This window comes from Paenarthrobacter nitroguajacolicus (assembly GCF_031455195.1).
In the GTDB taxonomy this organism is placed as follows: Bacteria; Actinomycetota; Actinomycetes; order Actinomycetales; family Micrococcaceae; genus Arthrobacter; species Arthrobacter nitroguajacolicus_D.
In genome coordinates this window covers 558,179-578,411 of record NZ_JAVDSH010000002.1, presented here as the reverse complement: position 1 = coordinate 578,411, position 20,233 = coordinate 558,179, and the positions used below count along the sequence as shown (strand labels likewise).

General features: G+C 64.0%; 11 protein-coding genes. All 11 read right to left on the bottom strand.

Annotated features, from left to right (window positions below):
- Nucleotides 1-16 precede the first annotated feature (16 nt).
- Entirely contained in the window at nt 17-1,726 is a 1,710-nt protein-coding gene (locus J2Y68_RS06320; RefSeq protein WP_309991138.1) for a serine/threonine-protein kinase, read from the bottom strand.
- Nucleotides 1,723-3,495, bottom strand: a complete 1,773-nt coding sequence (locus J2Y68_RS06315) for an FHA domain-containing protein (protein ID WP_309991136.1) — start codon at nt 3,493-3,495, stop codon at nt 1,723-1,725. The genes J2Y68_RS06320 and J2Y68_RS06315 overlap by 4 nt, the downstream gene beginning before the upstream one ends.
- Entirely contained in the window at nt 3,482-4,390 is a 909-nt protein-coding gene (locus tag J2Y68_RS06310; RefSeq protein ID WP_309991133.1) for a PP2C family protein-serine/threonine phosphatase, read from the bottom strand. Before J2Y68_RS06310 ends, J2Y68_RS06315 begins: the two co-directional genes overlap by 14 nt.
- A complete protein-coding gene (locus J2Y68_RS06305; protein ID WP_309991128.1) occupies nt 4,387-5,946 on the bottom strand; it encodes an RDD family protein in 1,560 nt (519 codons plus the stop codon). Before J2Y68_RS06305 ends, J2Y68_RS06310 begins: the two co-directional genes overlap by 4 nt.
- Nucleotides 5,936-8,425, bottom strand: a complete 2,490-nt coding sequence (locus tag J2Y68_RS06300) for a transglutaminase-like domain-containing protein (protein ID WP_309991126.1) — start codon at nt 8,423-8,425, stop codon at nt 5,936-5,938. Before J2Y68_RS06300 ends, J2Y68_RS06305 begins: the two co-directional genes overlap by 11 nt.
- On the bottom strand, nt 8,422-9,816 hold the full coding sequence (locus J2Y68_RS06295) for a DUF58 domain-containing protein (RefSeq protein WP_309991123.1): 1,395 nt from the start codon (nt 9,814-9,816) through the stop codon (nt 8,422-8,424). Before J2Y68_RS06295 ends, J2Y68_RS06300 begins: the two co-directional genes overlap by 4 nt.
- Nucleotides 9,817-9,904: 88 nt before the next feature.
- Complete coding sequence (locus tag J2Y68_RS06290; protein ID WP_309991120.1) at nt 9,905-10,876, bottom strand: AAA family ATPase; 972 nt, start codon at nt 10,874-10,876, stop codon at nt 9,905-9,907.
- Between the two features lie 55 nt (nt 10,877-10,931).
- Nucleotides 10,932-17,021: an Ig-like domain-containing protein gene (locus J2Y68_RS06285; protein WP_309991117.1), complete on the bottom strand. Its 6,090-nt coding sequence runs from the start codon at nt 17,019-17,021 to the stop codon at nt 10,932-10,934.
- Nucleotides 17,022-17,510: 489 nt separating this feature from the next.
- Nucleotides 17,511-18,683, bottom strand: coding sequence for an adenylate/guanylate cyclase domain-containing protein (locus J2Y68_RS06280; RefSeq protein ID WP_211711152.1), 1,173 nt, complete (start codon nt 18,681-18,683; stop codon nt 17,511-17,513).
- Entirely contained in the window at nt 18,673-19,266 is a 594-nt protein-coding gene (locus J2Y68_RS06275) for a PH domain-containing protein (RefSeq protein ID WP_309991115.1), read from the bottom strand. Before J2Y68_RS06275 ends, J2Y68_RS06280 begins: the two co-directional genes overlap by 11 nt.
- On the bottom strand, nt 19,259-20,182 hold the full coding sequence (locus J2Y68_RS06270) for a biotin--[acetyl-CoA-carboxylase] ligase (RefSeq protein ID WP_309991113.1): 924 nt from the start codon (nt 20,180-20,182) through the stop codon (nt 19,259-19,261). Before J2Y68_RS06270 ends, J2Y68_RS06275 begins: the two co-directional genes overlap by 8 nt.
- Nucleotides 20,183-20,233 lie beyond the last annotated feature (51 nt).

Here is a 20,233-nt window from a genome sequence, read left to right as displayed (position 1 = left end):
TTGTTGCATAAGCCGTCTACTTGTCCAGGCAAGCGATGGAATCTGGTCCTCCGGGTGATGCTGATCCGTCAGCCCTGACAAGGATGACCTGAATACATACCGGTGGTGCGGTGGTACCCGACACCACCGCGTTGGTGGCGAGCGTCGACTCGTAGGGGCCATCGGACTTGGCCGACTTGGTCCGCCATTTGAAGGTGTCCCCGGGCTTCATCTCGACGTGATCCCACCGGAAAATAATGAGTGCGGGTCCCCCGCCACCGGACTGCTTCTCAGCGTGCAAGCCGGTCACTTCAGGAACGCCGCCGTCACCCAATGCGTCCACGGGCGGCTTGCTGCTGGTCTCAGTGGGAGCGGCCTTGGGTTGGGCATTAGCCCCCAGGACCACGCCCACCACAATGGCCACCACCAGGACAGCTGCGCCGGTTGCCGCCAACCACAGGTTCCGTTTGCCGTGGTCGACTGGCTGGGGCTCAACCGGTGAGGCACCCGATGGCGCGCCGGAGCGGCTGACCGTGGCGTCGACGTCGTCGTGTTTGCCGGAGGGCTGCCAGCCGCGGAGGACAGTTGACTCGGCGGTGTCCGGCTCGGCCGGGGCACGGTTGGCCGTGTGGTCCGGAAGCCGGAACTGCGGCGGTGACTGGAAACGGGCAGGCGTCTGCACCGTCTGTGGCGGGTTCTTGGGCTGCACAGGTTGCGGGCTGGTGCCCGGAACCGTGGACGGAAAGGTGCGGGCCGGGAACGTTGGGGCGGATCCGGTCGTGGCAGTTCCCGAAGCGTCGGGATCGATGGAGGCGATGCTCCGGACCCGGGTCTCCTCGAAGTCGTCATCCGGGTGCTCCTCGCCGTGGCCAGGTTCTTCGAGCACTTCGAAGGGCGTGACGGAGAGATTGAGTTCGGTCTGGATCCGTTGCAGCGCGAGGGCGAAGGCATGCGCCGAGGAGTAGCGCGATTCGGGGGACTTCGCCATGGCCGTAGCCAGCACCAACTCAAGCGATTCGGGGACGTCGGCACGGCCCAGGCGCGGAAGGGCCGAGTTGGTAATCCGCGAAATCAGTTCACGCTGCGAGTTGTCCTGGCCCGGGAGGACGAAAGGCGAACGGCCAGCCAGCAACGTGTAGAGGGTGGCGCCCAAAGCCCAGATGTCCACCGGGACACCTTCAACAGCGCCACCGCGGAACTGCTCCGGCGGCGACCACGGAATGGACATGCCGGCGTCGTCCTCGGTGTCGGCACCGATGGTGCCGGAGATGCCGAAGTCCGTCAGCGCCGGCCGGTTGTAATCGGTGACCAGGATGTTGGCTGGCTTGATGTCGCGGTGCACGATGCCTGCGCGGTGCGCGGTCTCGACGGCGGACGCCACCTGGATACCGACGGCAAGGACCTCGTCCACGCTGAAGCGCTGACGGCGGTAGCGGACGTCCAGGCTTGGCCTGGAGCAGTACTCCATGGCGAGGTAGGAATGCCCGTTTTCGGTGATCTCGGCCTCGAAGATCGTCACAATGTAAGGATGTGACGACAACTGCGCCATCAGGTTCGCCTCCGACTCGAAGCGCCGGCGGGCCCCTTCGGTCTTGAGGTCCGACAAAAGCACCTTCACAGCAACTTTTCGGCGCGGCCTGTCCTGCTCGTATAGGTAGACATCCGAGAAGCCACCGGAACCCAGCAGGCTGATGTATTTGAAACCCGGGATGGGTGGAGGCGGCGCGGGGGGCCTCTTGGAACTCAAAGAATCTCCTCGAAACGCAATGAAATATCGTCGCCCAGTTCGGCGATGTCGCCGTCGAGCAGGATGGCCATCTCGTTTTGGGCTAGCCTGCGTGGTGCTTGCCCCTCCCGGATGAGCACGGTCCCGTTGGTGGCCTTCAGGTCACACAGCATGACGTGCCAGCCCTCCAGCCTTACCTCGACGTGCGAGCGGGAAATGTCCCCGCCGGGACTTTCCACCTGGATGAGGCGGGGCATGGTGCCACCCTGGACACGGGAAACCGAAGGCTGCCGGCCGATGATCAGCGACTGGTCAAGGTCGATCAGCTCACCGGTGGAGATCCGCACGCGACCAAGCCTGGGGCGCGGTACGTGGACGGCGTCCCCGGAGAGCGCCACACCGCACACCGAGCACTGCGGGTAGGTTGGCGGGTTGGCATGTCCGGCTGAGCAGACCCTCGCCAGGACACTCGGGCCGTTGACTGTTGCTGCACCTTCACCGGGTTGCTGGGCGGCTGCGTCGTCACCGACGGGAAGGCTGCTCTTCATGATGGTTTGGCCGTCGTGATCCGGGTCCTCGGCCGCGGGCGGCGCCTGCGGCTGCGGTGGCAGGGCCGGCGACCAACCCGTGGGCATTTGAGGGGCCGGCTCGGCCAGCTCGGCCGCTTGCCCGGTGGGCGGCGCGGACTGGGAGCCGACCGCAGTTGACGTACCGGAACTGCTTCGCAGCCACGGAACGGAATCGATGAGGCCCGTGGCCGGTACAGCCTGGACCTGCCCGACGGCGGACTCAGCCGGAGCGGGCCCGCTCGCGGCCGCTGTGGTTTCCGCTGCCGGCGGAGTTGGCGGGGACGGGGCATCTGAAGGGGTGGGTGCGACGGAAGGGGTCGGCGCAACTGAAGGGGCCGGTGCCTCGTGCGCGTTCTCAGCGTCACCGTCGATGCGGACGGCGGCGTCCTCGATGTTCCGCATCACCGTCTTGTCCCACAGGTGGTCGTAGTTGGTGGTGTTCTCCAGCGACGGGACCAAGGGGTCGGTGGTGCTGGTGTGGACGGGAAGCTCCGCGGCCTCCGGCTCGGGCTCTGGCTCCGGTTCTACCTCGGGTATGAGCTCAGGTTCGGGTTCCACCTCGGGTTCGGGCTCCGGCTCCACCTCTACCTCGGGTTCGGGCTCCGGGAAGCCGATCATGGTTTCGTCGGACACCCGCTCGGGGGCCGGGATATAGATCGCTTCGGCCTCCGCCTCGGCTTCGTCTTCAGCAACAGCTTCGGCTGCGGCTTCGGCTCCGGCTCCGGCTGCCGAAGCAACCATCACGACATCAATGGATTCCAGCAGCACCACGCCTTCAGCCAAGGGCAAGGTATTCAGGGCAGCACCCATCAGCGACGGATGCTCCAGCGGTGCAGTGCTGCCGCCGATGCGCACACTGTAAGCCACGGCATCCGCGATACGACGTTCGGTCCAGGTGGTCACGTCCCGCCCGGTGATCCGTTCCTGGCCACCGTCCAGGTGGGCGAGCAATTCGAGCTCGCCCCGGAGGAAAACACGCAGGGCATCCTTGGCGTCGATGATCCCGAAAGGAGGGATCCGGCTGAGCGAGACCCCGAAGGCCTCGGTCACTTCGTGCAGCACCTCGTGGGCTTCGGGCGCAGAGGCGAGCAGCTCCCAGACGGTATCGATGAGTGCGTGTGGGGTGTCCGGGCCAAGGAGCACAACTGTGCCTTCGCGGACCACGCCGAACCACTCACCCTGCTCGTACCGGGCCGGCGAGCGGTGGTTACTGCTTGCCATCGACGCCTTCCTCCTGGTCATTTCCATTCACCCATGCCCTGGGAAGCGTGTCTTCCTCCACCTCGGACGCGACCTCGGGCCTGGGCGCAGTGGTGGCGATACCGGCGTCGTTCAACACGTTCTTGGCGTCAACCACGATCACGGTGACGTTGTCCCGGCCGCCGCTCCGCAAAGCTGCTTGGATCAGTGCGTCCACAGCGTCCTGCGGGTGGGCCACCGTGCTGAGAATGCGGAACATGTGATCATCGCCGAGTTCGCCGTTGAGGCCGTCGGAACAGATCATGATCCGGTCGCCTTCCTGGATGGGAAGCAACCAGAAGTCGGCTTCGGTTTCGTCCCCCGTTCCCAGGGCGCGGGTGACCACGTGGCGGCGCGGGTGCACTGCAGCCTGTTCGGCAGTGATGTCCCCGGAGTCCACCAGTTCCTGTACCTCGGAGTGGTCCACACTGACCTGGGCGAATTCGCCCTGGCTCAGGCGGTAAGTCCTGGAGTCTCCGATGTTCATCACCAGCCAGTACGGCAGGCCCATCTGTTCCACCACCACCACGCCGGACAGGGTGGTTCCTGCGCGGGCTCCTGTGGCGTTCCGGATGGCTGCGTCGGCGTTCAACAGGCAGGCCTGCAGCTCCGCCGCCGAAGCGGTGCGGACACCGGAGGCGAGCTCGGGTGAGCTCCCCAGCGTCCGGACGCACATGCCGCTGGCTATCTCGCCAGCCTCGTGGCCACCCATGCCATCAGCCACGGCAAAGACGGGGTCGGAGGCGATGAACGAATCCTCGTTCAGTTCGCGCCGGAGACCACGGTCGGTTCCGTACCCGTAGCTCAAGAGGTAGGTGGAGGGGGCTGAGGCCTGACCGGCGTCGGCGTTGGCGGGCGTGGACGGCTGTGGATTCATGCTTGTCCTAGGTGGAAGGAACGGTCGCCAAAGTGGACTGTCGAACCGGGACGCACCAGTACGGCGTCGCCGGGGTGGAGCCTGGTCTGGATGCCGTCAGGGGTGGTGACGGCGCTCCCGTTGGTGGAATTGCGGTCGGTGACCCACACGCCGTCGCCATCAACCCGGAGGTGCAGGTGCGTTTTGGAGATGGACCGGCCGGGGTCCGATACCGGCAACAGCTGCTCCACGTTTTCCCCGGGCTGGGGTGCAGGGTTCCGTCCAACGAGGACCGAGCCGCCGAGCTGAACATCCTGGCCGTCGTCGACCGTAATCCTCAGTACCGCCTGGGCCCGGCGGGCCCCGGGTCGCATCTGGGTCCGTTCGACGTCGTCATCCGGGTGGGAGGCAAAACCGTGCTGGTTGTCAGGTTCCGGCCGCTGTACGGGTTGGGCCGCGTGGGGAACGACGGCGGTGGCTTCCGGGTTCACGGACGGTTGCTGTGCCGCTACGGTTGCGGGGCGTGGCGCTGTGGGCGGGCGCCACTGATTGGGGTCGTGCGATGGCTGAACCGTGGGCGTCGGGGTGGACGCGGGAGCTGCCTGTGCTGTGGCAGCGTGCGCATGTTGGGCCGCCCTGCCGCTCGGGACCGGCGACACTACAGGCTGCACGGGCGGAAGGTCCATCGGCGCAAAACTGTACGGACCTTGGATGCCGCCTGTGGTCACGGGATTGCGCCCCGCTCCCACATCGAACACCAGCGTCTTCGCGGCCTTGTCATGCCAGCCGCGCAGCTTGCCGTTCTTATCCCATCCGCTGGAAACGACAACCAGGATGGCCCACACCGCTCCCAGCACCACCAGAGGCAATCCAATCCACAGGGCCGGACCAATGAGGCCGAGGGCAGAGAGGATCACCGAGGCGAGTGCGCCGAGGAGCAGGACACATCCGGTCACGATGCCCCTGACAAAGACCGCACCTGCGCCGGGTGCATAGCCGTCGGAGTCCGTGCTCCGGATACCCATCAGCTTGTTCCCAATGGTGTTCCCGGTTCTGGCTTCCAATCCCAGGAGCACAAACGCGTAAACCACTGTCACTCCCAGGCCTATGCTGCCCAGGAGGACCAACAGCCCGGTGTCATAGACAATGAAGCCGTTCCTACGGGTCTGGGTGATGCCGGCAATGCCAATGGCGAAGGTGGTGGCCAGTACGGCGATGGGACCAAGCCAGTCCAGAACCGCCGCACCGAGTCGCTTCCCGGTAGATGCGGGCACCAATTCCAGCTTGGTGGTCATTGTTGCCCCTCCCCCTGGTCCCGGTCCTGTGCCCGGCGTCGTTGTTGTTCCCATCTGCGCGTGGTGCACCGGCGATGCCGGCGCGGACACTACCGAGATACTACCGGGATCGTTGGGACCTCGCCGGGTGGCAGACTCCAGGGCGGCTTTTTGGGCGTGGTTGATGTTGCCTTCCTTGCGTGCTCCACGGTTGTTCAGCGGAGATCCGCACTGCGTGCAGAATGTCGCCCCCGGACGGACCGGGTGGCGGCAGGCAGGACAAAGTTCCGGCTCACTGTTCATCGGTGGTGTCCTTCGTGCGCTTCATACCGAACCGCCGCTTGCCCGCAGTGGTTGATAACTGTTCCCGACGGCGGATGGCAGCCCTTCCGTCGGACAACAACGACCGCGGGGAGAACCTCGCCTGCTGCCGTTTCCAGAACCCAACGCTTCCAGTGATATCGGTCAGGGACGAATCCACGATCTTCCAGTATTCCTCCACCTCGTCCTCGCTGGGCTGTCCGGCCCCGAAAACGGCAGCATCTGCGCGGTGGGCGAGCATGGTGGTGGTTGTTCCTGTGGAGGGGAATGCGTCGGCGATGACCGTGGCGGACTCGCGGCGGGTGGACTTGGTATCGATGGAGGCACCCAGGTCAGTGGCCAGGCTCAACACTTCATTCCATCCTCCCCCGACCCGCTGGGCCGGGTGGCCATCACGGAAACGTGCCTTACGGCGTCGTGATTTCAGCAGCAGGATCAGCAACAACGGTATGGCCAGGATCCCCAGCGGAATCAGCGCAACACCGATGGCAGAAAGCAGTGGACCCCAAAAGAGCCACGGGTTGTTCTTTTTCTCGTCCGCGTCCAACGCGTCCGGGGTGGAGTCCGGCGGAAGGTCCGCGGGTTCCTGGGGCGGGGGCGGCGGCTGAAGGACCTGCGGCTTGGGCTTTGACTTGTTTTCAGGATCAGGCGGGATGGGCACGTTGTCCTTGGGCGGCGTGGGATCGAAGGACACCCAACCCACCCGGTCGAATGCCACCTCCACCCAGGCGTGCACGTCCTTGCCGGTGATCTTGACATCGCCGGCGCCGTTTTCGGGGCTCTTGGGATCCGGGTAGAACCCCATCACGACGCGGGATGGAATCCCCAGGTGGCGGAGCATGAGCGACATGGAAACGGCGTACTGCTCGTCATCGCCCAGCATCTGCTTGGCCGAGAGCATGTTGCGGACGCGTGCAGCACTGTGGCCGGGAAGGCTCGGAAGCTGGCCGTCGGCTACCAACCCGTTGCTGAAGGCCCCACTCTTTTGGAAGTGGGCCTCGATCTGGCGGACACGATCGATGGCGGTCGGCGCATCGGCGGAAATCTCATTGGCCTGCGACGCCACAACCGGGGGAACTTCCTGGGCATCAGGCAACGTCATCTTTGCAAAGTCGTACTGCGTCAGCTGTCCATGCTCCAAGGTGCCGGGGTCGGAGACCTGGACCGTGTAGTTGTCGCCCTTGGCCATGCCCTTGGTGGTCACTGCGGTGTCTGTTCCGGAGTTGAAATAGAGGCCGGAGGCGGCGCTCGAACCTTCAGCGAAACTCATGCCGGTAGTGTGCCGGCCACCCGGGACGAAGTATCCCTGGTAGTCCTCAATGGTGATGTCCAACGTGTAATTGGTGGCCTTGGCCGGGCTACCGGAGTCAGCCAGCGTGTTGAGGGACTTCGCGTCTCCCACCTTGCTGAAGTTTCCGGAACTGTTCGGGTCCATGGTGTAGTTCATGCCGTTGAAGGCATCCAGGGCCGCGAGCCGGACACGGGCGTCCTTGGGCAGGCCCTTGACCGTAAACAGGGTGTGGTCCTTCTCGTCCTTAACGAAATTCCGGAAGCTCGCCAACGGCGTCACATATTGCCGGGGATCGAAGGGCGGAACGATCGTGTTGCGGAGGACCTTCCGGTCATCGCTGGCGGTCACCAAGGGTGATGCGAGGGCGGTGACGCCAACCGCAACGGCGATCACGGCTGCAGCAGTCCCCAGGCGGCGGAGCTGTCCGCGGCGGGCAGCCCCGGCGTCGGAATTTGGCCTGTTGGCCGACACGGTCCTGGTGCTCCGCTGGCGGAGCACCTCGCGGCGGAACGTCGCCCAGGCGATTGACACGATGGCCAGCGAGACGCCACGCTCCACGTTAAGGAACCCGGCGTTGGTGCTGAACGCGATACCGGTGACGAACAGCACCAGCACCGGAAGCAGCGGCCAGTACGGGCTTTTCAGCCGCCATGTCAGAAGCCCCGCGGCCAGCGCAGTGAGCAGCGAGCTCAGGAATGGCACAATAAGCATGCCGTTCGCCGTCCCCACAGGAACTCCGACCGTCAACATGTCCTTCCACGCAAAGACAACACCCAGGAGCAATGTCCGAAGCGAGTCGAGGCTTGGCAGGAAACCCAGCACGGCAGAATCTGGAACTGCCAGCGCGGTGCCGAACAGCAGATACGTGCCAAGGGCCATGGCGGTAGTGATGAGCATCCCCAGGCGCAGGTGCGCGTTCAGCACAGCAATACCCAGCCCCAGAAGCACGCCACCCAGGCCCGCGAGGAGATAGCTGGGGTCTCCCCCAAAGCTCAGGCTGAAGCCGAGAACGCCAAGCAGCAGCAATACGGTCAACGCGCCGAAGTCGACGGCGAAGTGCCACAGTGGGCGGCCGTCACCAAACAACAGCGACCCTCCACCGATGTTCCTGGTCCGTCCGGCGGATCTGGCCGCCCGGGGCCGGATGCGAACGTTGGGCGCGGAGCTCATGCTGCCGCCTTTCGAAGGACAATGGCCAGATCGTCCAAGTCGCCAACCGTAAGGACAGTCAAGTCCGCAATGTTGGCCCTCGACGGCGCAGCCCCGGGCTGAACCCGCACGGCCAGGCTGCGGACCCCGGGCGGAACAGACGCCGCTGAGGTACGGAGCTGGGTCGCTGTGACGTGGCTGCCCACCACAAAGAACACCACCGAGGCATTCGGGACAGTATCTGCGAGGTTCCGGGCGAGGTCGACGGCGGTCTTTCGCATGGGTGCCCCAACAATCCTGGTGGTGTCGTCCAACAGGTTACGGCCGGTTTCACAGCGGAGCGGCCCCTTCTGGGTCAGGACGTCCAGGTCCCGCTGTTCGCGGATGGCCTGACGGCCGATGGACGCTGCAACAGAAATGGCCATCTCGAACTCGGCTTCAGAATCGTATTCGTCGGTGTTGATCGACAACGCAATAGCGAGGTGGGCGCGGCGGGTTTCTTCGAACTGGCGCACCATGAGCTTGTTGGTACGGGCGGTGGTCTTCCAGTGGATGTGCCGTCGATCGTCCCCGGGGACGTAATCCCGGAGGGCATGGAAGGAAACATCGGCGCTGGAGAGCTCCGTGGTGGGCATCCCTTCAAGGTCGCGAATGAACCCGGCAGCAGAACTACCCAGCGACACTGTCCGCGGGTGCACGAACAAGTCCACGGGCTCGGTCCAAAGCACCCTGCGGCGCAGGAGGTGAAGCGGATCGGCCCGAACCGATCGGACCGGCCCCACCACGATCACAGCGCGACGAGCGGTGGGGATGGTGAAGAGGTCCTCATGAACCTGGGCCGGCTTCATGCGTGGCAAGTGGAAGACGGCAGTATTGGCGCCAACGGGCAACTCCAGCGCTGCGGGCAGGAGGGGCCGGGTGGAAACGTTGGAAACCGCGATGCTCCCTACGGCGTCGTCCCCAACTGCTACGCGGGTGCGGGCAAGGTCCAGGACCACGCCGTATGCGGAGCGGCCAACAATGAACGCAATCGCGAGGACAAACAGGAGGAAAGCGACCAACGCCGCGGACTTGGCCTCCTGCCACCCCCACGCCGCTCCGGCCCACCACAGGCCAATGGCAGCAGCCAGGACAACCCAGCCCAGGAGGCTGACCACGGAAAGGACAGGCCACGCATAGGACAGCCAGGCTTTGCGGACTGTCCGCCACGCCGGCTGCAGGACCTCGACGGCTGTCCCGGCTGCCTCTGCCCACAACGAGGCGGGATGGAGTTTACTGGCCTTGCCGGTATTTCCTCCCCGGCCGGGAGTTTTATCGGCAGGTCTGCGGAGGCCGCGGATGGTGCCGCCAAGCGACGAGGCAGCGCGCTTGAGCGAATCAGCAGCCCTGCCAAGGGGTGTGCTGGAGGACATGTGTGGACCTTTGTTCGTGCCGGAGTTGTTCGTGCCGCAGTTGTTCGTGCCGCAGTGCAGGTGCTGGTGTGCAGGTGCTGGAGTACGGCTAGGCCGTGGCGCGCTGCTGTGGGGCAGCGACATCGGCGAGGACGCGGTTGAGCACGACTTCAGGTGTGGCGCCGGAGAACTCTGCTTCCGGATCCATCACCAACCGGTGCGTCCACACCACCGGCGCGAGTTCCTTAATGTCATCCGGCAACACGAAGTTTCGGCCCTGCCCGGCTGCCCACACTTTCGCGGCCCGGACCATGGCCAAGGCGCCTCGGACGGAAACGCCAAGGCGGGTCTCGGAGGCGTTGCGGGTTTCCTCGCAAAGGCGGGAAATGTACTCGAGCACAGCCGTGTCCACGTGGGTGGTGGCCCCGAGGTCCGCCATGTCAGCCACAGCCTGGGTGGTGATAAGCGGGGTGAGCTCCTTTGAACGGTCCTTCAGGTTGGCCCCGCCCAACAGCCGGACCGTGGACGCGTGGTCCGGGTAGCCGATGGACGTCTTGATCAGGAAGCGGTCAAGCTGGGCCTCGGGCAGCCGGTAGGTGCCTGCCTGCTCGATCGGGTTCTGGGTTGCCAGGACCATGAACGGGCGGCCGGCGTCGTAGGTGGTGCCGTCCACGGTCACCCGTGACTCCTCCATGACTTCGAGCAACGCGGACTGCGTCTTCGGCGAGGCACGGTTAATCTCATCAGCCAGGACGATGTTGTTGAACACCGGGCCCTTGTGAAACTCGAATTTCTGGGTCTTCTGGTCATAGATGGTCACACCAGTCACGTCCGACGGCAGGAGGTCCGGGGTGAACTGAATGCGGTTGTGCGAACCCTGGACCGTCGCGGCAAGTGCCCGGGCCAGCGACGTTTTACCGGTGCCTGGAGCGTCCTCGAACAGGACGTGCCCTTCGGCCAGCATCGCCGTGAAGGTCAGCCGGATGACGTGTTCCTTGCCCAGTACGGCCTGGCCCACGTTGGCAACGAGCTTCTCGAACGTCTCTGCAAACCACGCGGCTTGCTCGTTTGTCATGGTCATCGGTTGATCCTGTTCGTTGTGAAGGGTGATGTTGTTGCTCAGGGCTGACGGTTCGTCAGCAGGGTGGGGGTACGCCGTTGCGGACGTCCACCGTGGTCGACTTGACGAACCAGCCGTCCTTCGGTGAGCCCTTGAGCTTGTACCAAGGAGTGCCGTTGTTGTAGATGTTCTGCCTGCAGGTGACTTCGATCCAACCCCACGAGCGTTCCACCCAGCCAACTCCACACGTGGGACCGCTCGGGTTGTAGGTGTCGGGCAGGCCAGGCTTCCCGGGACATGTGCTGTTGTGGGCCAGGATCTCGGACGGCGCGGGAGGCGGCGGCGGTGGGGTCGGGTCTGCGCCACTGGTGGCGCTCACGTTACCGCTCGCTGGGCCTGCCAAGACAGTGACAGCCCTGACCTTCAGCTGCCGGGTCTTGTCCCAACCGCCACCGGGTGCGTCATAGCTGTTTGCTTTCCCCACTCCGGTCCACCCACCGTTGTCGAGGCTGATCTCATAGTGGTCCAGTGGTCGGCCGTTCATGTTCGGGTTGTTCCACGTCCAGTGGACCTGACCGTCGCCCTTGGCGGACTTGCCGCCGCTGACGTTCGGGGCGTTGGGCGGACCGTACGGGTTGCCGGAGCCGATATTCTTGGCGTCGCCGGCCATGCCGTTCTTGACCGACGTTGCGATGATGTTGACCGCAACGTTGGTCCCGTTGGGTTGGCCTCCGATGTCACCGCCACCGCGTCCGATGGGACCGGAACCGTTGGCTGTCTGCCATCGGTAGGTGATTTCGTTGTCCTGCGAACCGTTCCGCTCGGCGGCGGTAAGCGGCGTGAACGCCACCCGAAGCTGACCACTGGTTCCTGTCGCAGTGACCGAGCCGCTTCCAACGGTTCCCGGCTTGCCTGCGGCCCGGATGCCGGCCGACTGCTGGCTAACCCCACTGACACCCGCCTTGTTCGTGGCCGAAACAGTGAAGGTGTAGTCAGCCTCGGCATTGGCTACGGTGACGTTTTGCGACGTCGCGGCCACAGACTGGGTGCCGACGACGGCGCCACCACGGTAAGTGGTCAACGTATAGGCAGAGATGGCGTCACCGTTGTTGTTGGGTGCCTTCCAGCTGACCTGCAACTGGCTCTGAGTTCCAACGGACCCGGCACCGGAAACGGTCGGCGCCGCAGGTGTGGCCGGAATGCCCGCAGGAGTTTCCGCGGCGGAATAGGGGCTCCACTCCGAAGGCTCCTTGGCATCATTCCGGGCAAGCACCCGCACCTTGTACGCCACGCCGTTGGTCAGGCCCGACCATACATGGCTCGAACCGGTGAGGTTTTGGATCTGCGGGTTCTGACCGGCCGGAGCCGGTGAGATTTCCAGATCGTAGGACTTCACGGGTGAACCCTTGCTGGCCGGCGGAACCCACGCCACGGAGAGCTGCTTGTCGCCGAACTTCAGGGTGGGCGCAACAGGTGTGTCCGGCTTGACGTCGGGGCGGACCTCAGCCGATACCGGTGAACGTTCGGACTCTTTGATGGCATTGGTGGCTGTCACGGCAAAGTGGTACTTCACGTTGTTGGTCAGGCCCGTCAGGGTGCACGTGTTGGCCGGGCAGTCCTGCTTGAACCCGCCCTCGCCGTACACGGTGTACTTGGTAATGGGCGATCCCCGATCGGCGGGTGCGTTCCAGGTGAGCAGGGCCGTTTGATCCCCGATGCTTTGGGCCAGCGGAGTGGTGGGGGCCTCGGGCTTGTCCTTAACCGTGAGGCGCACACGTGCCGTGGCGTAGCGGGACAACTCACCCGTCTTGTCTGAAACGGTGTAGGCAACAACCATGGTGCCGGTGAATCCACCACCGGGCGTCACCGTGACGCTGTCTCCCGCAGGCTCAGCCGAACCTTGGCCGGTCTCCACCACGGCCGAAACGATCTTCAGTGCCGTGTCCGGGAACGGATTCGAATCGTTCGCAAGGACGTTGACGGTCACCGGTTTCCCGGACTGTGCATCCGGTTCCACGTCATCATTGGCTACCGGTTTGGGCCTGTTGGACGCGCTCAACGACAACTTGTAGGTAGCCAGCGCTTCCAGACCGCGGGGATCCTTTGCCTTGACCTGGACAGTGCCGCCCTGTCCGATCTGCACCGAATCGTCGGCAGAAACCTTCAGCGAGTTGCCGTCCACGTTGACCCTGAAGCCATTCGGGGCCGCGCCCACCAGCTCATATTTCATGTTTTGGACGTCGTCAGCATCCGGGTCGGAGGTGAGCTTGCCCAAGTCCAGGCTCGCGGAGTCGCCCTTCGGTACCTCCAGGTCACTTCCCAAAAGCACCGGCGGGTTGTTCTTGTTGGGATCCGGCAGCACCTTGGTGCGGATGCTCAGCGTCGACTTCAGTCCGTTGGGGTCGTCGGGACCAGTACCATCGGTGACTTCGAAGCTGATCGAACCGGGACCAACGTACTCCGCGCCGGCGGTGTATTTGATGGACGTTCCGTTGTTCGCCACAGGATCGCTGCCGTCGGCGCCGATCAGCTTGATGCGGTCCACCTGGGTGAGGCGTGGCGAACGTCCCTCGCGGACCTTCACCCAATCGGCAAGGTCCACAGTCACGGACTGGCCCGAGACGAGTTCTACCACATCGTCCTTGGCCAACGTGGGAACCTGCTGGCCGATGCCAGGTACCCATATGATGGCGGTGGACTTTTGGCCGTCGACGTCTTCCACGGTGTACGGAACCAATTGCGGCTGTTCGGTGAGGTCAACCACTACGTTGCCATCGGATCCTGGCCGGGCCGTTTCCAGGCCGGTAGAGATCTTCAGGTTCTCGCCTACGCCGTCGGGGTCCTCGTCGTTCTTCAGGACCGGTACGTCCACGGCCGTCTTTCCGAGGGTCTGCGCAGACGTTACACGATCATCCCGTGCGATCGGTGCCTGCAGCGGGATGTCGTTCTTGACGATCACACGGATGGTGGCGTTACCCACGGCATCTCGATCATCAGCCACCGAGTAGCGCACGTTGATGGTGCCCTCGACGGCCGGGGCTGTCACCAGGACACGGCCACTGGTCTTGCTGACTTGGGCATCCACGCCCTGGTCAGCTTCAATACTGTCCGTCAGGATACGGATGATGTCGCCATCGGGGTCGGTGTCATTGGCGGTGGCGTCCACGGCGATCTGCCGGCCTGGACGGACCTTGACCTCGTCATCCACCGGTGCCGGTTTCTGGTTGTTTTCCCCACGGGGTGCAACGCCTACCGTCACCGTTCCGGTGTTGACTGCGCCTTGCCGGTCGATCACTTTGTATCGGAACGTATCGGTGCCGGCGCCGTCACCGGCGGCAACGAAGTCGATAAAGCTGCTGCCCGCCGTAGCCGTTCCCATAGTGGGCGTGCTGTCGATACCGGTGAGCTGGACTGAATCGCCGTCGGGGTCTATGCCGTCCAATGGCACCGGAATCCGGACACTGCCACCAGCCACCACCCGGGCCGTCAGGTTTTGCGGCTGTGGGCGCGAGTTCTGTGTGTCCTCCAACGGCAGGATGTGGATGGTGACGGCGGCGGCGCTCTTTTGCCCTTGCGGGTCCACCGCGTTGTAGATTGTCCGCACCGTCTTGGGGGTTGGTCCTGCGATGAAACGGAGGGTCTTCTCGGAAATGAACGCCTTGCCGTCTTCCTCCGGTATCCCCTGGGCCAACACGGGGTCCACGGACAGCTCTTCACCCTGTGGGTGGGTGTCGTTGTCCAGGACAGGAATGGTCACGACGTCGTTGACGCGGACGTTGACCTCGTCAGGTTTCGGTTGCGGAGCCTCGACGACGGCGGGAGCCGGCACCGGGACGACGCCCACCGTACCTGTGGCTGAGGCGCGACCGTTGGACATGGTGTAGCTGAAAACGAAGGGTTCCTTTGCGCCCAGGACGTCCGTGACACGCAGGACGCTGTGGTCAATGACGCTCACAGAAGCGGACGACCCATCCGGGACGGTCACAGACTGCAGGACCAGCACGCCTCCGGAAGGATCGGAGTCGTTGGCCAAGGGGTCCACCAGAACGCTTCCTCCGACGGGCAACAGCGCGACGTCGTGGACGGCCACCGGGGCGCCGGCGTCCTTGCCGGACTCCACGTCCACACGGATCAGGCCTTGGCTGCTCTGGGGGCCATTGCTGGCAATGTACGTCAAGTAGACCGGGCCCGGGGTGTTGCTCCGGAAGGTGAACGTCCCGCCGTCGGTCACTGGCCCAAGTTCAGCCTGTCCAGCGGCCTCGACATGCGCCACCCGCAAGGCACCACCGTTGGGATCAACATCGTTTTTCAAGGGAGCGATCACCAGGTCCTGGCCCACCACCGCAGTGACGTGGTCAGCGTTGACCACCGGGGCGAGGGCACCTGGGGGCTGCACGTTGACCACCACGCGGCCGGTGGTGGTGGCACGCCCGTCCCAGACGGTGATGGATACGTTTTTCTTACCCGGAGCGGCCCCGGAATCCTGGTAGGTGAGGAGGCCGTCGCGGCGCACCTTTACCTGGTCCTGGTCGTTATCCGACTTTGCGTCCAGGAGGACCAGGTCGTCCCCGTCCGGGTCCATCCAGTCAGTCAGGATGTTCTGGCTCACCGATTTGCCTTGTTCCACCAGCATGGTGGTGGGCTCTCCACGTTTGAAGAAGGGCGGCTTGTTCTCGTCCGGCCCCACCACATGAAGTGTCACCTGGCCGCCGGCTGACAGGCCCCTGCCATCGGAGGCGTTGTAGTCGAAGACTTCCGTTCCCGGTTTCGCTTCGGCCGGGACCTTGATTTGGAAGGCCGAGCCACCGTAGATGTTCTCCAGCGCGCCCGCCTTCGGGCCGTTGGCCCCCACAGCAGCGGTGAGGACATCGCCGTCGGGGTCTGAATCGTTGTCCAGGACGCTCAAGATAGATGTCCTGCCCGGGCGGACACCGAACTCATCGGGCTTGGTCTCCGGCGGGCGGTTCGGCTTGGTGCGGTCCGGGAGGACGTTGATGGTGTTGTTGTCCGCCGACTCCTGGTCCTGGTCATCAGACTGGTTCTTGGGAGGGACAACGTCATCCCAGTTGTTGACGAGCTGCATGTTCTGGTTGACCAGCCACACGCTGCCCGAATTCACGTCGTTGAGGACCACGAGATCGCGGTTGACGCGGAACACGTAGCTCGGCGAGGCACTTGCCTTGGGAACATTGTTTTTCTTGTCATCGGCGTCATTATCGCAATCGCGTACGTACTTGTTGGCTCCCGCCCAAGCTGCGTGAACGCACTTACTGACCTGAACCGGCGCTGCCGGAACGCCTTCGCCGTCGGCGTTGACGGTAGCAGCAGTCCCTCCGTCCAGCGGTTGCTTCAAAAGGGCCTTGCGCGTAGCGATGGCCACGTAACTGCTGCCTTCGCTGCTCTGCTGCAGCTTCGCCTCGCGGGCGTCCTGCAGTTGGAGCTTGCGGCCGCCCGGGAGGAAGAGATTCCCCGAATTGGCGTCCAGGAGCACAGGCTTGTCCCCCACAACGGCGATCTGCAGGTCACCGGCACCCTTGAGCCCGTCCACGCTGGTGACCTCGGAGTTGATGCGCTCCCCGTTGGCGTCAACCGTAGTCACGGTGACCTCGCCCTTGCCTGGATCTGCGGTGTAGATGCGGTTGTCAGCCCCGACGGCGGATACCAGGCCCTGGTTTCCGGTCAGGACCGGCTCAGTGCCCTCTTCATCGAAGCCGTTTACTGTGGACGGCGACAACGCCCACACCTTGCCGCGGGCGGGGTCCGTCACAGAGAGAACCGTTGAGCCGTAGCTGACTTGGGAGGATGACGGCAGTTGTTTGTCGCCGCCAAGCTTGAGGTTTGCGGCCGACACCTGGTTGATGGTGGAACCGGATTCGTCGTCCACAAAGACGTTTCCGTCGTGCTGCAGGACATCGAACGTCGTGGTGGCCGGAGTGACGGCACCGTCGAGGACGCGGGAAGGATAGTTCAGCCGACCCACGGCATTCTTGGTCTTGCTCACCACCCAGACGCCGCCGTCGTTCAAGTCCACTTCAGTGGTTTTGAACCCCGGATACAACACAGCGCCGGCCACCAGGACTGCGCCCGCAGCAGTGCCCGCAATGCCCGAAATAAGCTTCCTGTTTTGACGCTTTTTCAGCCCCAGCTTGGCGAAGAAAGTTGTCACAGCCCCAAAATTCCCTTTGTGTACAGCCGCCCACACACAGCGACTTCCAGGCCAACCGGCATGTGCCGGCAGCCGTGCATTCCGCAGTACCCCCATACGGCGGCGGAATTTTCAGTCCCTAAGACTATCCCACGCACCCCACGGCCAACGGAGGAGACCCGAGACCCGGCTATCCATTGGCTTTGACAGCCTACGGCCTCGGCATGCCGTTGCGCGATGGGGACAACTGCCCGGTCTTCCGCCATCATCACGGTCAGCAGAATCAACGCACAGCCTACCGGGTTAATCCATCGAATAGCCAAGCTGTGACTTGAAACGCACCTTCCGAACCGCTAGACACCCACCCCTCTCTCACATTCCACCCCCTTAACCCCGAACGCTCTCTCACTTTCGTCAAGGAAGTGAGAGAGCGTCCGGCGGAATGTGGCGGGATGTGAGAGAGCGTTCGGGTCTGCAGGTCGGAAGGCCGCGGGGGCTTACCGTCAGGCCCTAGTCCAGGACCAGGCCCTTACCCCGGCCGCGGGCCAGCATCACGGGATGGATTTCGCCGAAGCCGCGGACATTCTCTGACTTTTGGGGAACAAGGACAAAGCGGTCGTCCTGTCCCAGGGCCGCGGCCGTCATGGCGTCCACCAAAACCGTTCCGGGCTGGGCCAGGGTGGTGAGCCGGGCTGCAAGGTTCACGGTGGGGCCGTAGATATCGCCGAGCCTGGACAAGATGCGGCCCCACACCATGGAGACGCGGCACTGCGGAAGGATTTCGTCTTCCGTGAACGCCTGCGCCAACGCAAGGGAAATTTCGGCACCGGCTGCGGGTGTTTCAGCGATGTACAGGACTTCGTCGCCGACGGTTTTGACCAGCCGACCGCCGCCCACGGAAATGATTTCGGCGCACTTGTTCTCGAAACGCTGCACCAACTGAGCCAAGGTCTTCTCGTTCATGCGGCGCGAAAGGCTGGTGTAGGAGACGAGGTCCGCGAACCCTACCGCGCGGGCCAGGGGCAACGGTGAATCGTCTTCATCGCCCTCACGGCCTTCCTCGCTGGCCTGCAGGCCAGCTTCCGCGCGAACGGCCAGCCGCTGAACCCCGGCGTTAAGCTGACGGCGGTAGGAGTAGACGAGGATTTCTTCCAGCGAATCAACAAGGGCGGGAAGCTGGGCCACCAGTTGCTTTCGGGCGACGGCGTCGGGAATCCCCTGCTCCGACACCATGTCCTCCACCAGGGCTTCGATTTGCCAGACCACCATACGGTCAGTCATCTGCCCGATGGACCGGGTTACGGAAATCGCGGCCTCTTCAGTCAGGAGGCCCGCCCGCACCAGGTCCAGGATGCTCGACAACGCAGCTTGGTCCCGCTCAGTGAAGGCGACGTCCTCATCGCCAAAGTTCGGGAAGCCGAGCGCGCGCCAAATCTTGCGTGCGGACAGGATGGACACGCCGGCACCGGCGGCAACTTCACGACGTCGGAGCTTGCGTTCGCCGCCCAGCAGCTTTGACTCGAGTGCCTTAATGGCGAGGCGCTCGGCGGACATCACGCCAGTGGGCGGACCGGTGGTCACCGGGGCGGGTCGCGCCTCCGTATCCTCGTCCACGGAAGGCTCGGGTACGGCGTCGAACTCCTGGTCCAGGTCCTCGCCGGACTGCTGATCCTCAACGCTCATCTCTTCCACCTTCTCTCAGCTCCCACGGCAACTCGTCAAAATCCCTCAGCACTTCACCCTCAAAAACCTCACCCTTCGGGAGCTCATCCATCGCGTCAAGAATGAAGCCCCTGAATTTCCCAACCAGGGGGACGTCGTTCAGCACGGCCACTCCTGAGTGCCCGGTATCCAAGGATATATTCCCGGAGTGCAGTGCCCGTTGGACCAATGTCTGGTGAACCCCCACGTTGCGTACGGCCATGAGGGAAACCTGCCAGTCATTGCGTCGAAACATGCCGTACTTGGCAAGTATCCTGCGGCTCGTCAGGATGTATCTGACAGAACGCCAGTGGAGCACACGTTTGAAGCTGTAGGCAAGCAGCAACCACGCGGCAAGAACCATCGCGGCGCCCATGAGCCACGGCGTCCATTCCACTGTAATGAAGGGCGCCAGGCGCTGCGCATTGCCTTTAACCACCCACGCGCAGGCGTAAGCGGCAACAGCGGGGACGACAATGAAAGCCAGCACAGGAAGGAACAGAGAGCGGCCCTGCTGCCGAGTCACGGCAATGACCTGCTCCCCCGGAAGTAACTCTTTACGCATAACCGCTTTCTGTGGCGCGCAAATGCACCACATCCCCGGCTGTAATAACGTGCTCCCTGCCGCCGTGGTCCACCACCAGCAACGAACCGTGCTCATCGAGGCGGGACGCATGCCCTACCAGTTCATTGTCACCCGGCAAGTGGGCCCGGACTTCGCGGCCCAATGTCACCATGGCGGATTCAACGCGCTTATGCAGGGACTGTCCCCCGGCCAGGCCGGCAGCGGGATCACCTTCGGCGTTGCAGAAGCTGCGGTACAACCGCGCAAAACGCGATAGGTAGCTCTTCAGCAGCGCGGTGCGGTCCGTCGTCGTGGCCCCTTCCAGGGCGAGTGACGTGGCCGTGGGCACCGGCAGCTCGTCTTCGGCCAAGGACACATTGAGTCCAACACCCAGGATCACCGCGGGGACTGTCCCGTCCCCCAAGGGCGTCATCTGGGCCAATATCCCTGCGATCTTGCGTCCGTTTACCAGGACATCATTGGGCCATTTGATGTCCGCGGTCACACCGGCCGTTTCCTGCAGGGCTTCGCGCAACGCAACGGCAGCCAGAAGCGAAATCCACGAATAGCTTTGCGTAGGAACCGGCATGCCGTCGGCGGTGACGGGACGCAGCACCATGGACACCGACACCGCGGAGCGTTCCGGCGATTCCCAATGTCTGTCCAGTCGTCCACGGGCAGCAGTCTGGTGTTCTGCCGTCAGGACGGCGAGGTCGGCCCACTTCTTTGGCTCAACAGTGACGGCCCGCAACAGGTCCTGGTTGGTGGAGCCGGTGGACTCCACAATGTTCAGTTGGGAGATGCCCGTTGCCGACAAGAAGTCCGGCTCAAGCAGCGCCTGGCGATCCAACCCGGGCCGGTCACTGGCGGCGGGGGCGACGCGCGGTTCGCTGCTGTCTGGCTGTTCGACATCCATAGCTGAATCCTATCCAGTTGCAGCGGCCCGGGATGCTGCCTGGCACCAAAA

Coding starts and splice junctions, on each gene's coding strand:
- J2Y68_RS06315 (WP_309991136.1), bottom strand. CDS start 3,495: ATGGCAAGCAGTAACCACCGCTCGCCGGCCCGGTACGAGCAGGGTGAG.
- J2Y68_RS06310 (WP_309991133.1), bottom strand. CDS start 4,390: ATGAATCCACAGCCGTCCACGCCCGCCAACGCCGACGCCGGTCAGGCC.
- J2Y68_RS06305 (WP_309991128.1), bottom strand. CDS start 5,946: ATGAACAGTGAGCCGGAACTTTGTCCTGCCTGCCGCCACCCGGTCCGT.
- J2Y68_RS06300 (WP_309991126.1), bottom strand. CDS start 8,425: ATGAGCTCCGCGCCCAACGTTCGCATCCGGCCCCGGGCGGCCAGATCC.
- J2Y68_RS06295 (WP_309991123.1), bottom strand. CDS start 9,816: ATGTCCTCCAGCACACCCCTTGGCAGGGCTGCTGATTCGCTCAAGCGC.
- J2Y68_RS06290 (WP_309991120.1), bottom strand. CDS start 10,876: ATGACCATGACAAACGAGCAAGCCGCGTGGTTTGCAGAGACGTTCGAG.
- J2Y68_RS06280 (WP_211711152.1), bottom strand. CDS start 18,683: ATGAGCGTTGAGGATCAGCAGTCCGGCGAGGACCTGGACCAGGAGTTC.
- J2Y68_RS06275 (WP_309991115.1), bottom strand. CDS start 19,266: ATGCGTAAAGAGTTACTTCCGGGGGAGCAGGTCATTGCCGTGACTCGG.
- J2Y68_RS06270 (WP_309991113.1), bottom strand. CDS start 20,182: ATGGATGTCGAACAGCCAGACAGCAGCGAACCGCGCGTCGCCCCCGCC.